We start from the raw sequence: 15,674 nt of genomic DNA, 5'->3' as shown, positions 1-15,674 counted from the left end.
CTTTGCTACTCTTTTTTTAGTATTGTCGCTGTTCCTTCCACGACAATATCATCTGATTGATTATATATGTTTGTTTGCAACGTAATGATTTTTTTATCGTCACGCTTCTTAATAACCTCTGCCACAACGCGAAGTGTATCACCGATTTTGACAGGGGCACGGAATGAAACATTTTGGGATAAATAAATCGTATTTTTGCCTGGGAGTTTCGTTCCAAGGATGGTAGAAATAAAACTCGAAACGAGCATACCGTGAGCAATACGTTCTTTAAACATTGTCGTTTTTGCAAAAGAATCTAAAATGTGAATAGGATTCACATCTCCAGTCAATTTTGCAAAATTGATAACATCTTCATCTGTAATTGTTTTTGTAAGGGATGCTTGATCACCGACTTGAATCTCATCATAACGAAGCTCCGGAACAGTTTGTGCTTCTTGAAATGGATTCATTTTGTCCTCCTTCTTTTCCATATCGAAAAATGTTAGCCATCTTGATGTAGTAGGAGGAAGAAAGAGTTTTGTTTGTGCTGCAGTTAGCTCCCACATTTTTCTTACTTGATGGAAGTAAATAGATTTTTTGAGTTTTCCTCGAACTTTTTTGCGAGTTCCAACTGTTTTGACTTGAACTCTTCCAAAAAACCCTCTAACTGTTTTTGAGCCTCTTCACGTTGTAATTGTTGTTGCTCAATAATTTGTTTTGTTGTTTCTTCAAATTGACCGCTTGTTTGTGTAAGAATTGACAAAGATGTTTTTGTAGGAGAAACAGTAAGCTGCTGCATATGAGCAGAAAGTTCTTTCCACTTGTCTTGCCACTCGTTAATTTGATCATTTAAGGAGTTACCAGTTAATTGTTTCACGTAATCTGTATATTGGTTATTGAACTGAGCAGTGATTTGTTGTAGTTCTTTTTCTAGTTCATCTACTCCTGATGTTAATTTATGCAAAGCGTCTTGTTGTTGTTTTAATGTTTCTAAAGTAAGTTGCTCTAATTGTTTCCCAGCTGAAGAAAAAAGGGAAAGTGATTGAGACCAGTTTTTCCAAAATGCATCGACTAATTCGTATGGTTTAGTTTCCATTGTTTGACCCCCAAATGTTTTTTTACATATTGTGAACGCAGATTACTCTGCTGTACCACCAGGTGAAGATGAAGAATCCTTTTCATCCTTTTCTGGAGAAGTAGAAAATGGAAAGAATGCATTGGTGTATAACGTGAAAAACGTCCGCAACATATTTTGATAATGTTCAAAAGAAGTCGCACATGTTGTTAAATATTGCTCTCCATATTCAGTTAAAGAATAAATTCTTTTTGCCGGCCCTCCATCGCTTGTATCCCAAGTAGAAGAAATAAGGTTTTCTTTTTCTAATTTGCGTAGTGTTCTATAAACATTACCTTGGTCAACAGAAGAAAAGCCGATATCCATTAGCATTTGAATAAGTTTGTAACCATGAAGACTCCAGTCTTTTAGACAGAGAAGTAAGAAGGGAACTAAGAAGTTTTTTGGCATGGAGTTTGGTTGTTTCGCTTGGTTGTTCTCCAAACTTTCGCGTTGTTCTGGTTCATTTTGTAGCATGATTGTGCATCACCTCATGAATCAGTTAGATGGAATTCTTTGCTTATAAGTGCAATTTACACCTATCTGTTTTTAAAGTCAACACATTTGTTAGAAAATAGAAAAAAATAAAATATAGACTTGAAGTTTTATTCAGAATATTAGAAAATAGTGAATAGGTTGAATTGTTTCAAAAAAGAAAAAGGGAGTGTAGGTAAAGTGATTGATCAAAAATTCGATCCACTACAAGCATGGAAAAATGCTTATGAACAAACCGAAACATTTTGGGGAAAAGCGCTCAATGAAACAATTAAAACAGAAGAATATTCTGCTTGGATGGGCAGCGTTCTAGATTTGAATTTGTTTTATCAAAAAGCATTAAATGATACGACAAAAAACTATTTAGAACAAGTAAATGTGCCGACGAAAGAGGATATCGCAAGAGTGGCTACGCTTGTTATTAACTTAGAAAATAAAGTAGATAACATTGAGGAGTTTCTAGAGGAGAAAGTAGATTCTTTAGGACAAGCTCCTACATTAAAGCGTGATGTGACAAAAGTGAAACAAGATATTCGTACGCTTGAAACAAAAGTAAATCAAATTTTAGAATTGCTAGAAAAGCAAAATGCAGTACTAGCTAAACTACAAGTACCTGTAAAAGAAGAGATAAAGCCTGCGAATAAGCCGGAAAATAAAAAATGATAAAAGCGCTTGTTTATAACAGGCAAAAGAGAGAGGGAGAATCTCTTTTCACATGTAAACGGCGAAACATAATTATATAGGGACTCTACAGTATGAGTACCAAAATGATTCATAACAATCGTTCACAAATTCATTTAAGGGGGAAAAGAAATGGTTCAATTAAATGGAAAAGTAGCAATCGTAACAGGTGGAGCAAAAGGGATTGGAAAAGCAATTACAGTAGCGTTAGCACAAGAGGGCGCTAAAGTTGTTATTAACTATAATAGCAGTAAAGAAGCAGCTGAAAACTTAGTAAATGAACTAGGAAAAGACGGACATGACGTTTATGCAGTGCAAGCGGATGTTTCTAAAGTAGAAGATGCAAACCGACTTGTAGAAGAAGCTGTGAATCATTTTGGTAAAGTTGATATTCTTGTTAATAATGCTGGTATTACAAGAGATCGTACATTCAAAAAGTTAAATCGTGAAGATTGGGAGCGCGTAATTGACGTGAATTTAAGTAGCGTATTTAATACGACAAGCGCGGTTCTTCCATACATAACGGAAGCGGAAGAAGGAAGAATTATTAGCATTTCTTCTATTATTGGTCAAGCAGGTGGATTTGGCCAAACAAACTACTCAGCAGCAAAAGCGGGTATGTTAGGATTTACAAAATCATTAGCGTTAGAACTTGCAAAAACAAATGTCACTGTAAATGCAATTTGCCCAGGATTTATTGATACTGAAATGGTAGCAGAAGTGCCAGAAGAAGTACGTCAAAAAATCGTTGCAAAAATCCCGAAAAAACGTTTTGGTCAAGCTGATGAAATTGCAAAAGGTGTAGTATACCTATGCCGTGACGGTGCGTATATCACAGGTCAGCAATTAAACATTAACGGCGGATTATATATGTAATGAAGTAAGAAAAAAGTGCATATCCATAGCAGGAATGCACTTCTTTTTTTAAGAAGGAAATCGACCAAAAAGGAGATAAAAAAATGACTACATTCGCAACAGAATGGGAAAAGCAATTAGAGCTATACCCAGAAGAGTACCGAAAAGCATACCGCCGAGTGAAAAGGGCGAGTGAAATTTTATTACGTGAACCAGAGCCGCAAGTAGGATTAACGCCGAAAGAGGTTATTTGGACGAAGAATAAGACGAAGCTTTATCGCTACATTCCAAAACAAGAAAAAACACAAAGAGTTCCAATTCTGTTAATATATGCTCTTATCAATAAACCATATATTATGGATTTAACTCCTGGAAATAGTTTAGTGGAATATCTAGTGGATCGTGGTTTTGATGTGTATATGCTTGATTGGGGCACATTTGGTTTAGAAGATAGTCATTTGAAATTTGATGATTTCGTGTTTGATTATATTGCAAAAGCAGTAAAAAAAGTAATGCGAACTGCAAAATCGGACGAGATTTCTTTACTTGGTTATTGCATGGGTGGAACGCTAACTTCTATTTATGCAGCACTTCATCCGCACATGCCAATTCGTAATTTAATTTTCATGACAAGTCCTTTTGATTTCTCTGAAACAGGATTGTATGGTCCTTTGTTAGATGAGAAATACTTCAATTTAGATAAAGCGGTTGATACATTTGGAAATATTCCGCCAGAAATGATTGATTTCGGAAACAAAATGTTAAAACCAATTACGAACTTTGTCGGTCCATATGTTGCTTTAGTAGATCGTTCAGAGAATGAGCGCTTCGTCGAAAGCTGGAGATTGGTTCAAAAGTGGGTTGGTGATGGTATTCCGTTCCCAGGTGAATCATACAGACAGTGGATTCGTGATTTTTATCAAAATAATAAACTGGTTAAGGGTGAACTCGTTATTCGCGGACAAAAGGTAGACCTTGCAAATATTAAGGCGAATGTCTTAAATATTTCCGGGAAACGTGATCATATTGCTTTGCCATGTCAAGTAGAAGCATTACTAGACCATATTTCTAGCACAGATAAACAATATGTATGTTTACCGACAGGGCATATGTCTATCGTTTACGGTGGAACAGCTGTAAAACAAACATATCCGACGATTGGAAATTGGCTTGAAGAGCGTTCTAATTAAAAATAAAAAATCCAACTAGCCTATGTTAGTTGGATTTTTTTATGGAAAATAACAAAACATAGAAAGGAGAAACTTATATTTTAGGAGTATAATTATGAAACTTATGAATGGTAAGTTGTTTTGGAATACAGGAGTTTCTGTACCTTGTTATCCACTGTTAGAAAATGATATGATATGTGATGTGCTCGTAGTCGGAAGCGGCGAAGCTGGTGCTCATATAGCGCATTCGTTAGCGAAAATTGGCATGAGTGTTACGCTTATTGAAAAAAGAGCAATTGGGTGTGGTAGCACAGCTGCTAATACAGGTTTACTACAATTCCTTCATGATAAATCGTTAACCTCCCTTATCCATACATTTGGTAAAGAAAAAGGGGTACGAGCATATAAGCTTTGTTATGAAGCGCTAAGAACAATGGAAGAGGTTATACCGACTCTTGATATTGATCCCCATTTTATTCCGCGAAATAGTTTATATTATGCAAGTAAAAGTGAGGATGTCTCATTTTTACAAGAGGAATATAATACGTTACAGAATTATGGATTTCCAGTTGAATATTTTACAGAAGCTGATATTAAGAAACGTTATTCTTTTGCAAAACAAGCAGCGTTATATACGCAAGGTGATGCTGAGGTGAATCCGTATTTATTAGCGCATAGTTTTTTGCATAAAGCAAACCAAATAGGAGCTAATATATATGAACATACAGAGGCAATACATATAAAAAAACGCCAAAATGATTTAATTTGTTACACGAAAACAGGAAATCAAATTGTAGCAAAGAATATTATTATGGCGACAGGTTATGAAGCGCTTTTTGGAAAGAAAGAAAAAAATACAACAGTAGAAACTTCTTATGCAATTGTAACAAATGAAATAGATCAGTTTGAAGGCTGGCATGAGCGATCGTTAATTTGGGAAACGGAACGGCCTTACTTATATTTTCGAACGTATCGAAACCGCATTATTGTAGGCGGATTAGATGAAGCGATGCAAATTCAAACAATCGGTGATACGAAATTATTGCATAAGCGTGATATCCTTATTAATATTGTAAAAGAGATGTTCCCGCAGTATAAAAATATACAGGCAGACTACTATTGGGCAGCCGCATTTGGTGGTACTCATGATGGTCTCCCCATTTTAAAAGAAGACGAAAAGATACATAATTTGTTTTACGCATTGCCGTATGGAGGTAATGGAACTGTATATGGAATGGTCTTTGCCAAATTATTTGAACAGTTATTTACAAATAAAGAAAGGGAAGATTTTTCTTTATTTAATCGATAGAAAAAAGGTAGCGAAGTGATGGAATGAGAGATATAAAAAAGTTTTTACAAAAATTACGTCCAGTACAACTCATTGTTTTATTTTATTTATTAGCAGTAGTTGTATCGGTAATCTTGCTTAGTTTACCGTTTGTTACGAAACCTGGTGTGAAATGGACATTTATAGATGCCCTTTTTACATCGGTTAGTGCGGTAAGTGTTACGGGGCTGTCTGTTATTACGATTTCAGATACGTTTACTACAGCAGGAATTATTGTTTTAGCCCTTATTTTACAATTAGGCGGCTTAGGAATTATGGCGCTTGGTACATTTGTTTGGATCATTACGGGGAAAAAGATTGGTTTGCAAAGAAGAAGATTAATTATGGCAGACCATAATCAAGGAAATTTATCGGGTCTTGTAGAATTGATGCGTTCTATTTTAATTGTAATTATTTCGATAGAACTTATTGGAGCAATCCTATTAGGTACAAGATTTTTACTTTACTTTCCGACTTGGCAAGAAGCTTATTTTCACGGTTTCTTTGCAGCAGTTAGTGCGACTACGAACGGTGGATTTGATTTAACAGGACAATCGTTAATTCCGTATAAAAAAGATTATATTGTTCAAATGATTCATATGTTACTAATTATTTTAGGGGCGATTGGTTTCCCTGTGCTAATGGAAGTGAAGCAATTCCTTAGTAAAAGAGGACAACAATTATTTCGTTTTTCATTATTTACAAAATTGACGACAACAACATTTTTTGCACTCGTTGTTGTTGGTACAATTATGATTTTTTTACTGGAGAGAAATCACTTTTTAGTAGGAAAGTCATGGCATGAAACGGTATTTTATACATTATTCCAATCTGTGACGACGCGAAGTGGTGGACTTGCTACGATGGATATACGTGAATTGTCACAACCGACGCTTTTATTTATGAGTATATTAATGTTTATAGGGGCATCTCCAAGTTCGGTTGGGGGCGGAATACGTACAACTACATTTGCTGTTAGTATATTGTCACTATACACCTTTGCAAGGGGCGGTAGAACAGTTAGAGTCTTCAAACGTCAGCTACATGAAGAGGATGTACTAAAAGCATCTGTCGTTATGACGATGGGGATTTTGTTATGTGCTACTGCGCTATTCATTTTATCTATTACGGAAAATGTACCGCTTATGAGCTTAATTGTTGAAGTTTGTTCTGCTTTCGGAACGACGGGACTATCAACAGGTGTTACGCCTGATTTAACAACTGTTGGGAAACTTGTACTCATTGTGCTTATGTTTATCGGACGCGTTGGTATTTTAACATTTATTTTAGCTAGTGGTGGAAGGGAACAACCACCTCGCTATAAATACCCGAAAGAGCGGATTATTATTGGATAGTATGAAACCATTCTACCTACGTTAGGTAGAATGGTTTTTTAGTCGTTAATACCAAATTGTGGATGCATAAAAGCTTCATTTTTATTATCCACTTCGTTTTTTAGTAACTCTTGATTTTCTTCTGAAATCCACCCAATATCATTTGTCGGATGGATCCACTCATCGCCAGCCATAATGGCAGGATCTACTTCATCACTCCAATTGTTAAGCGGACTGTTCTCGGAATTATATTTACTGTCTCCAATTACAACATTATATTGATTCACAAAAGGTTGTTGCATCGTTTTTCCTGTTCCTTTAAAAGATGGAAAATTCATTTGATGCGGGAGCGTTTCGTCTAAAATTGGTGATTGAATCTTTTCTTTTTTCTTCAAAATTATCGCTCCTTTTTATAATGATTTCTTCATATGTAGTATTTCCATCTAACGCCCCTTATGTACTTGTTAACACTTGCCAGTAATAATTATTTTAAGTTGTTTCAAACTAGAGTAGAAAGTGATTTCTTGAGAGCAGGTGAATGTATTGGTAAAAAGAAAAGTGAAACAAAATGCGGCAATCAATAATAATAAAACTCCGAAAGAAAGCTTACCAGATGCAGAATTTGCATTAGAGTATGAAGGAGAAAATAGCGCAAAGTATGCTAATCGTAATTCAAAAAAAGGGAAACAAAAATGAGGCGTTTTTTACAAACGCCTCATTTTTTTGTGGGATTATAAAGGTTTTTTTAATTATTTGTAAATTTAGTGTTTTCTATTAGCAGAAAAATGCGAAAAAACATAGAAGTAGCAACGTATTACACAAAAACAAACAACAAACAAAAGATTAATGTTGGTTTAATACTGCTTTTACACTAGTTGTTTATATTTGAGTTGTACATAAGATTTGTAAAAGGAGAGAGAAACAGTGAAAAAAACAATCTTTAAAGCTGTAGCGACTGGAATGGTATTTTCGTTATTAATGGGGTGTGGTGCAAAGAAGGAAGAAAGTGCTGGAGCGAAAGTGAAAGATGACAAATTATCTGGATCATTAACTGTTTACACAGCAATTGAAGAAGAGCTTGTACCAATTTATCTTGATTCCTTTAAAAAGAAATATCCTGATGTGAAATTGAACATTGTACGTGATTCAACAGGAGTTATTACTGCGAAATTGCTAGCTGAAGGGAAAAATACACAAGCAGATGTTGTATGGGGAACTGCGGCATCAAGTCTATTAGCTTTAGATAAAAAAGATATGTTAAAAGGATACTCTCCAAAAGGAGCAGATCGTGTTCTTCCACAATTTAAAGATGATAAGCAACCTGAAAAATGGGTAGGAAATACTGCATTTATGACGGGGATTGCTGTAAATAAAGAAGAGTTAAAGAAGAAAAATTTACCGATGCCAGAATCATATGAAGATTTAACGAAACCAGAGTATAAAGGAACACTTGTTATGCCACATCCAGCATCATCTGGAACAGGATTTTTAACAGTTTCTGCATGGCTACAAATCATGGGTGAAGATAAAGGCTGGGATTACATGAAGAAACTTCATGATAATATGGCAAGTTATACGCATTCAGGATCAAAACCAGCGAAATTAGCAGGAGCAGGTGAATATCCAGTCGGTGTATCAATGGTTTATAGTGCTTTAAAAGAGAAACAAAAAGGTGCACCAGTTGAAGTTGTACTGCCGAAAGAAGGATTAGGGTGGGAAGTAGAAGCGAACGCACTTATTAAGAAAGATAATGCGAAAAATGATAAATTAGCACAAGCATTTTTAGATTGGGCAATTACTGATGATGTAATGAAGTTATACTTTGAGAAAAATGGATTTGCGACAATTAAAAATGATTATAAACTTCCAGAGGGATTCCCGAAAGATGTTACTGAAAAATTATATAAAAAGAATGACTTTAAATGGGCAGCAGAAAATCGTGACAAAATCTTAGAAAAATGGGAAAAAGAGTTTGGCCAAAAAGCAGAACCGAAAAAGTAAGTGAGTGGGAGAGAGAAAAATGAGCGAATATTTATCAATTCAACACATTCAAAAACAGTTTGATGCATTTACAGCGTTAAAAGATATTTCTTTTACTGTGAACAAAAATGAGTTTGTTTGTTTATTAGGCCCGAGTGGCTGTGGGAAAACGACGTTGCTTCGCATTTTAGCGGGACTAGAGGAACCAACGACTGGCAGTATAGCTGTGAATGGAAAAGATATTACAGCATTGCCTCCTGGAAAGAGAAACTTCGGAATGGTTTTCCAATCGTATGCTTTATTTCCGAATTTAACAGCACTTGAAAATATTGAATACGGCTTAAAGACAAAAAAATATGGGAAAGCAGAAGTGAAAGAGAAAGCGCTAGATGCGTTAAAACTTGTAGATTTGCTGAATGTAAAAGATAAATATCCTGCTCAAATGTCTGGTGGACAACAGCAGCGAGTAGCACTTGCACGTGCGCTCGCTCTGTCTCCAGATATTTTGTTACTCGATGAGCCGTTATCAGCTTTAGATGCAAAAGTGCGTGAAAAATTACGTAGGGAAATGCGTGATTTGCAAGAGAAAATAGGAATAACGACGATTATGGTAACGCATGATCAAGAAGAGGCATTAACGATGGCTGATAAAATTGTTGTAATGAATCATGCGGAAATTATGCAGATTGGAACACCAGAGGAGATTTATCAAAGACCAGCCAATCCGTTTGTGGCAGATTTTATTGGTTCTATTAATTTCTTTTCGAAAAATAACGAAGAACATGCAATTCGTCCTGAACATGTAACAATTGTACAAAAGGACGGTATTAAAACAGTTGTGGAAAGTATGGAATTTCGCGGATCTGTATATCGGACGGAAGTGCGAGTCGTAGAAGAAAACACACACCTTTATAATGAGAAAATTGTAGTGGATATATTAGCATCAGAAGTAGAAGCAACGGCTATTAGAAAAGGAAAGCCGATTCAAATCTCTTTCTCAGAAAATCATATGTTGTCATATGGAAAGAAGGTCATTGTATAGATGGAGATGTTAGAAAACTATAAGGTAGAAAGTACGAAAAAAAAGATTAAGAGAAGTATAGGGAAAGAGGAATGGATCCAAAGGCTCGTAATTATCGGTATGATTCTTTCCTTCCTTATCATACTTGTATTACCGCTATTACAACTATTTACACAAGCTTTTTATAATAAAGATGGAGTTTTCATTGGTTTAGCGAATTTCAGTAAATATTTCACAACACCAACTTTAGTTCAGTCTTTACAAAATACAGTATGGATTTCGGGCGCCACAACAATGATTTCAGTTGCAATCGCATTCGTTTACGCATATGCAATTGCCCGTACGAATGTTTTTGGAAAGCGCGTATTTCAGTATGTAGCGTTATTACCATTGTTTGCACCAACGATGATGCACGGTATAGCACTTACATATTTATTTGGTAATCAAGGGCTAGTAACGAAAGGAATGTTTGGTTTATTTGAAGGTATACAAATCCCTTTATATGGACCAATAGGAATTGTAATAGCTGAAGTTATGTATACATTTCCGCAAGCCTTTCTCATATTGCTAATTGCCTTTCAAGGATCTGATTATCGTTTATATGAAGCTTCTAATATGTTAGGAGCCAGTAAAACAAAGCAATTTTTCACGGTTACTTTACCTAGTGTAAAGTACGGATTAATTAGTGCAATGTTTGTTGTGTTTACACTTAGTTTTACTGATTTTGGGGCACCAAAAATTGTTGGTGGGCAATATAATGTGCTTGCTACTGACGTATACAAACAAGTAATTGGACAGCAAAATATGCCGATGGGTGCAACTGTCGGAATGATTTTATTAATCCCAGCTATATTCGCATTTGTAGTTGATCGTATTACGCAAAGAAAGCAGGCGAATTTCTTATCTTCAAAAGCAGTACCATACAGAATAATAGCTAATAAGAAAAGAGATGTAATCTCATTCATATATTGTAGTGTGATTACCCTTATGATCATTCTATTATTTGTTGCAGTTGGTATTGCTGCAAGTGTGAAAGTATGGCCATATAATATGAGTTTTACATTTGAGCATTTTAATTTTTCCAGTTTAACAGGAGATGGACTTGAAGCATTTAAAAATAGCGTAATTGTTTCAGCGGTTACAGCAGTTATTGGGGCGATCTTAACATTTGTATTCGCATATGCAATTGAGAAAATAGACCAGCTACAATTTTTTAGAAAAACAGGTTACTTTTTCTCTATAGTGCCGTTAGCGATACCAGGTTTAGTACTCGGATTAGGATATGTCTTTTTCTTTAGTCAACCAACGATTCAAATTCTTGGACTATCAGTAACGAATCCGTTTCATTCTTTATACGGAACAATCGCTGTATTAGTACTAGTAAATATCATTCATTTTTATTCTGTAACATTTGTCACGGCAACGACTGCCTTAAAGAAATTAGACCGAGAGTTTGAGCTTGTTTCGCAGTCGATGGGTATTCCGTTTTATAAAACATTCTTCCGAGTAACAGTACCAATGTGTTTACCAGCAATTTTAGAAATGGTAATGTACTACTTCGTAAATTCAATGGTAACTGTATCGGCAGTTGTGTTCCTATATGCAGCTGATTTTAAACTAGCTGCCGTATCAATCGTAAATATGGATGATGCAGGAAATGTAGCGCCAGCAGCTGCAATGAGTGTACTTATTGTTGTTACAAATATTGTAGTGAGAGTTGTATATGAATGGGGAACGAAAGCACTTCGTAACCGAACTTCACAATGGCAAAAAAGATAAGTAAGAAGGGTGATGGACAGAATGAAAATTGAAGCAGTTATTTTTGATTGGGCAGGTACGACGGTTGATTACGGATGCTTTGCACCACTAGAAGTATTCATGAAGATTTTTCATAAACGCGGCGTTGAAATTACAGCAGAAGAAGCACGTAAGCCAATGGGATTATTAAAAATAGATCATGTAAGGGCACTAACAGAAATGCCTCGTATTGCGGATGAGTGGAAGCGTGTCTTTGGTCACTTACCAACAGAAGCAGACATTCATGAGATGTATGAAGAGTTTGAAGAAATTCTCTTTTCTATTTTGCTAAATTATGCTAAGCCGATTGATGGGGTAAAAGAAGTAATCGCTTCTTTACGTGAGAGAGGCATTAAAATCGGTTCAACAACTGGTTATACGAGAGAAATGATGGATATTGTAGCAAAGGAAGCAGCGTTACAAGGATATAAACCTGATTTTCTTGTTACGCCAGATGATGTTCCAGCAGGCCGCCCATACCCATGGATGTGCTATAAAAATGCAATGGAACTTGGTGTGTATCCGATGAACCATATGATAAAAGTAGGGGACACAGTATCAGATATGAAAGAAGGTAGAAATGCTGGAATGTGGACAGTTGGTGTAATTCTTGGAAGTAGTGAGCTCGGTTTAACGGAAGAGGAAGTGGAGAGTATGGATTCGGTAGAGCTTCGTGAAAAAATAGAAATAGTTCGTAATCGGTTTGTTGAAAATGGGGCTCATTTTACGATTGAAACGATGCAGGAGCTCGAAAACGTAATGGAACATATCGAGAAACAAGAACTTATTATTTCATAAAAGGGGTACGGGATCATGAATGAAAATCACTACTTATTATTAACACCAGGACCATTAACGACAACAAAATCAGTAAAAGAAGTTATGCTATACGATTGGTGTACGTGGGATGTTGAATATAATACGATGGTGCAAGAAGTAAGAGCTAAACTTGTATCGTTAGCGACGAAGGAAGAAGAGAAATATACAACAGTGTTAATGCAAGGAAGCGGTACGTTTTCAGTTGAAGCAGTAATTGGTTCTGTTATTCCGGGAAATGGGAAGCTTCTCGTTTGTACAAATGGTGCGTACGGTAAGCGCATTGTACAAATGGCAGAGATGTTACAGATTGATGTAGTGGTCAGCCAAACAGAAGAGTGGGAACCTACTAATATTGTAGAAGTAGAAAAGTTATTGGAAGAAGATAAAGATATTACGCATATTGCAGTTGTTCATTGTGAAACAACGACAGGCATTATAAATCCAATTGTAGATGTATGTAAATTAGGAAAGCAGTATGGAAAGGTTACAATTGTTGATGCGATGAGTAGTTTCGGCGGGATTGAAATAGACATTGCTGATTTACAAATTGATTTTTTAATTAGTAGTGCGAATAAGTGTATTCAAGGGGTTCCTGGATTCGGATTTGTAATCGCAAAACGTGATGAATTATTGAAGTGTAAAGGGCAAGGACGCTCTTTATCTCTTGATTTATATGATCAATGGGAAACGATGGAAAAACAAAATGGGAAATGGCGTTTTACTTCACCTACACATGTTGTACATGCTTTTTATCAAGCACTACTTGAACTAGAAAAAGAGGGTGGAGTAAGAGCGCGTTACAATCGATATTACAACAATCAAAAACTACTAGTGAATAGAATGGGAGAAATCGGATTTAAGCCACTAGTAGATGAGAAATATCAATCTCCTATTATTACATCTTTCATTTATCCAAAAGGGGAGTTCGAGTTTCAACAGTTATATAACGAATTAAAATGCTATGGATTTGTTATTTACCCTGGGAAAATTTCGAAAGTAGATACGTTCCGGATTGGAAATATAGGTGATGTACATGAAGAAGATATTAATCGCTTAGTTGATAGTATTGCTAAAGGAGCTGTTATTGGGTGAAAGTATTTTGTTTAGGTGGAGCAGGTAAAATTTGTCGTGAAGCTATTTTGGATTTAGTTCAATTTTCATCTTTTGAGACGATTACTGTAGCCGATTTTAACGAGGAAGAGGGCTGTAAAGTAGTAGAATGGCTCAACGATCCTCGTGTTGATTTTGTAAAAGTAGATGTAACGAATCACGAGGATACGGTTGCAAAAATGAAAGGTTACGACATTGTAATGGACGGTACGACGATAAAGCTAAACGGATTGTCGACTCGCTGTATTGCAGAAGCAGGCTGCCACGGTGTGAACCTAAATGGATTTGGTGAAGAAAATGAATCGCGTGCTATATTTGTTCAAAATGAAAAAACATGTTTGCCTGGGTTTGGCATGACGCCAGGTGTAACGCAAATGATGGCAATGCATGCAGCAAATCAACTGGATACTGTAGAGTCTGTCCGCGTAAGTCACGGTTCGTATCGTCCGATTGCTTTTTCTGCTTCAATTACAGAGACAACGACATATGAATATGATCCACATTTACCATCGCGTACAGTGTATGAAGATGGTGAATTTAAACAAGTACTTCCGTTTGCGCGTCCGAGAGAAATAGAATTGCCAGCGCCTTATGGTAAGGAAACGCAGTATATCATTCCGCATTCTGAAACGATTACGTTAGCAAAGGCACTAGAAAATAAAGGTGTCAAACTGATAGAGACGAGAGGGACTTGGCCGAAGCAAAATATGCAACTTGTACGTGCTTTATATGATTACGGCATATTGCGTAATGATCAGATTGAAATAAACGGGAAAGAAATAGGCATTATGGATTGTATTTCGCAGTATTTATTGCAATCGAAAGAAGGACAAGAAACAGAGCTTTATGGTTATGCACTTCATGTAGAAGTAATAGGTATGAAAAATAATGAGAAGCAAAGACATGTGTTATATCATACACATCCGTTATCTGATGGTTCTGTTGTAGGATGGGAAAAATTAAGGGCGTATACGAGAAACGTCGGTATTCCATTTGGGATTGCTGCAGAGTTAATTGCAACTGGAAATGTAAATAGGGTGGGTGTTGTTACGCCTGAAGAAGCTTTTGAAAATCCACAATTAATTTTTGATGAACTAGCAAAGCGCGGTATTCATATTCATGAAGAAGTTTCTACTTACAAAGAAAATTATAACTTTGTATAAGCAAGGAAGCTTATGAGGGAGATATAAATGAGGTGAATCTATGTCTGTAGTAGGAGAAGAAAGAAAGCGAACCATTCTTGAAAAGGTAGAATTTAAAGGAAAAGTAAAGGTTTCAGAATTAGCGAGAGAATTTGCTGTATCAACAGAAACGATTCGTCGATATTTAGAAGAATTAGATCGTGAAAAGAAGCTGAAAAAAGTGTATGGTGGAGCTGTTCAACTTCCAGGCGCTGGGGTAGAGGCGCCAATGTTAGAAAGAGAAATGCTACATATAGAAGAGAAGAAAAGAATTGGTTATAAAGCAGCGACATTTGTAGAAGATGGTGATGTCATTGCAATTGATGATGGAAGTACACCGCTTCAAATGGTTCCATACCTTGTTCATCGTAAAAACTTAACGATTGTAACAAGTTCATTTCCAGTCGCAACACAATTAATTTCTTCTATTAATAAAAAGATGTTTCACGGTGAAGTTTTATTTATAGGTGGAAAAGTATCTCCAAAGCATTCGCGTGTATCAGGGTCTATTTCTCAGCAAGTAATACAGCAATTCCATTTTCATAAAGCGTTCGTTTCGATTGATGGGTTATTACCTAGCTTTGGAGTTTCCAGCTTTGAATTAGAGAAAGCGAAATTGTCAGAGGCGATGATGAAATTAGCTGAGAAAACATATATTTTATGTGATCATACGAAGGTAGGCGTGAAAGGGAATTATCGTATAGCAGCATTTTCACGTATTCAACATGTAATTTGTGATAAAAAAATGCCATATAGTTTTGAAGAAGAACTTATGAAGCATAATATTCAGTGGACAGTTTGTTAAATAAAGT

17 protein-coding genes are annotated in these 15,674 nt (G+C 35.9%); 13 read left to right on the top strand and 4 right to left on the bottom strand.

What is annotated here, in order from left to right; all coding sequences use genetic code 11:
- Nucleotides 1–5: 5 nt before the first annotated feature.
- From DN400_RS16240 to phaQ, 3 genes are all read right to left on the bottom strand, one after another.
- Entirely contained in the window at nucleotides 6–449 is a 444-nt protein-coding gene (locus DN400_RS16240) for a MaoC family dehydratase (RefSeq protein WP_001067916.1), read from the bottom strand.
- 101 nt (nucleotides 450–550) lie between these two features.
- Nucleotides 551–1,075: a polyhydroxyalkanoic acid inclusion protein PhaP gene (gene phaP / locus DN400_RS16235; RefSeq protein ID WP_147801748.1), complete on the bottom strand. Its 525-nt coding sequence runs from the start codon at nucleotides 1,073–1,075 to the stop codon at nucleotides 551–553.
- A 42-nt stretch (nucleotides 1,076–1,117) separates the two neighbouring features.
- Nucleotides 1,118–1,570 (bottom strand): poly-beta-hydroxybutyrate-responsive repressor, encoded by a 453-nt coding sequence (phaQ, locus tag DN400_RS16230; RefSeq protein WP_000939954.1) that lies wholly within the window; start codon nucleotides 1,568–1,570, stop codon nucleotides 1,118–1,120.
- A 198-nt stretch (nucleotides 1,571–1,768) separates the two neighbouring features.
- On the opposite strand from phaQ, the gene phaR reads away from it, so the two are divergent.
- The 5 genes from phaR to DN400_RS16205 all read left to right on the top strand — a co-directional run bounded on the left by phaR (nucleotide 1,769) and on the right by DN400_RS16205 (nucleotide 6,975).
- Nucleotides 1,769–2,251 carry a polyhydroxyalkanoic acid synthase subunit PhaR gene (gene phaR / locus DN400_RS16225; protein ID WP_147801747.1) on the top strand — a complete coding sequence of 161 codons (483 nt, stop codon included), beginning with the start codon at nucleotides 1,769–1,771 and terminating at the stop codon, nucleotides 2,249–2,251.
- A 150-nt stretch (nucleotides 2,252–2,401) separates the two neighbouring features.
- On the top strand, nucleotides 2,402–3,145 hold the full coding sequence (locus DN400_RS16220; protein ID WP_000250407.1) for an acetoacetyl-CoA reductase: 744 nt from the start codon (nucleotides 2,402–2,404) through the stop codon (nucleotides 3,143–3,145).
- Between the two features lie 83 nt (nucleotides 3,146–3,228).
- Nucleotides 3,229–4,314 carry a class III poly(R)-hydroxyalkanoic acid synthase subunit PhaC gene (gene phaC / locus DN400_RS16215; RefSeq protein ID WP_000206336.1) on the top strand — a complete coding sequence of 362 codons (1,086 nt, stop codon included), beginning with the start codon at nucleotides 3,229–3,231 and terminating at the stop codon, nucleotides 4,312–4,314.
- A 94-nt stretch (nucleotides 4,315–4,408) separates the two neighbouring features.
- A complete protein-coding gene (locus DN400_RS16210) occupies nucleotides 4,409–5,602 on the top strand; it encodes an NAD(P)/FAD-dependent oxidoreductase (RefSeq protein ID WP_000772526.1) in 1,194 nt (397 codons plus the stop codon).
- A gap of 23 nt (nucleotides 5,603–5,625) precedes the next feature.
- Entirely contained in the window at nucleotides 5,626–6,975 is a 1,350-nt protein-coding gene (locus DN400_RS16205) for a TrkH family potassium uptake protein (protein ID WP_001204706.1), read from the top strand.
- Between the two features lie 38 nt (nucleotides 6,976–7,013).
- Here DN400_RS16205 and DN400_RS16200 read toward each other — a convergent pair whose 3' ends face one another.
- On the bottom strand, nucleotides 7,014–7,349 hold the full coding sequence (locus DN400_RS16200; protein WP_000726028.1) for a DUF3905 domain-containing protein: 336 nt from the start codon (nucleotides 7,347–7,349) through the stop codon (nucleotides 7,014–7,016).
- Between the two features lie 148 nt (nucleotides 7,350–7,497).
- Between DN400_RS16200 and DN400_RS29515 the strand changes: the two genes are divergently transcribed.
- The 8 genes from DN400_RS29515 to DN400_RS16160 all read left to right on the top strand — a co-directional run bounded on the left by DN400_RS29515 (nucleotide 7,498) and on the right by DN400_RS16160 (nucleotide 15,667).
- The gene (locus DN400_RS29515) at nucleotides 7,498–7,650 is read left to right on the top strand and encodes a hypothetical protein (RefSeq protein ID WP_000240799.1); all 153 of its coding nucleotides are present in this window, start codon (nucleotides 7,498–7,500) and stop codon (nucleotides 7,648–7,650) included.
- Nucleotides 7,651–7,878: 228 nt separating this feature from the next.
- Complete coding sequence (locus DN400_RS16190; protein ID WP_000750893.1) at nucleotides 7,879–8,955, top strand: putative 2-aminoethylphosphonate ABC transporter substrate-binding protein; 1,077 nt, start codon at nucleotides 7,879–7,881, stop codon at nucleotides 8,953–8,955.
- 19 nt (nucleotides 8,956–8,974) lie between these two features.
- Nucleotides 8,975–9,976, top strand: a complete 1,002-nt coding sequence (locus tag DN400_RS16185) for a putative 2-aminoethylphosphonate ABC transporter ATP-binding protein (RefSeq protein WP_000006196.1) — start codon at nucleotides 8,975–8,977, stop codon at nucleotides 9,974–9,976.
- Nucleotides 9,977–11,734: a putative 2-aminoethylphosphonate ABC transporter permease subunit gene (locus DN400_RS16180; RefSeq protein ID WP_000425531.1), complete on the top strand. Its 1,758-nt coding sequence runs from the start codon at nucleotides 9,977–9,979 to the stop codon at nucleotides 11,732–11,734.
- A gap of 21 nt (nucleotides 11,735–11,755) precedes the next feature.
- Nucleotides 11,756–12,550: a phosphonoacetaldehyde hydrolase gene (gene phnX, locus DN400_RS16175; RefSeq protein WP_147801746.1), complete on the top strand. Its 795-nt coding sequence runs from the start codon at nucleotides 11,756–11,758 to the stop codon at nucleotides 12,548–12,550.
- A 15-nt stretch (nucleotides 12,551–12,565) separates the two neighbouring features.
- The gene (gene phnW, locus DN400_RS16170; protein WP_001004781.1) at nucleotides 12,566–13,663 is read left to right on the top strand and encodes a 2-aminoethylphosphonate--pyruvate transaminase; all 1,098 of its coding nucleotides are present in this window, start codon (nucleotides 12,566–12,568) and stop codon (nucleotides 13,661–13,663) included.
- Nucleotides 13,660–14,844 (top strand): saccharopine dehydrogenase family protein, encoded by a 1,185-nt coding sequence (locus tag DN400_RS16165; protein ID WP_098014720.1) that lies wholly within the window; start codon nucleotides 13,660–13,662, stop codon nucleotides 14,842–14,844. The genes phnW and DN400_RS16165 overlap by 4 nt, the downstream gene beginning before the upstream one ends.
- Before the next feature lie 40 nt (nucleotides 14,845–14,884).
- Entirely contained in the window at nucleotides 14,885–15,667 is a 783-nt protein-coding gene (locus DN400_RS16160; RefSeq protein WP_000117666.1) for a DeoR/GlpR family DNA-binding transcription regulator, read from the top strand.
- Nucleotides 15,668–15,674: the final 7 nt, after the last annotated feature.

The organism is Bacillus sp. AR8-1, from assembly GCF_008042345.1.
Classification (GTDB): Bacteria; Bacillota; Bacilli; order Bacillales; family Bacillaceae_G; genus Bacillus_A; species Bacillus_A cereus.
Note: the sequence above shows the minus strand (reverse complement) of the source record. Positions and strands in the feature narration are given on the sequence as shown.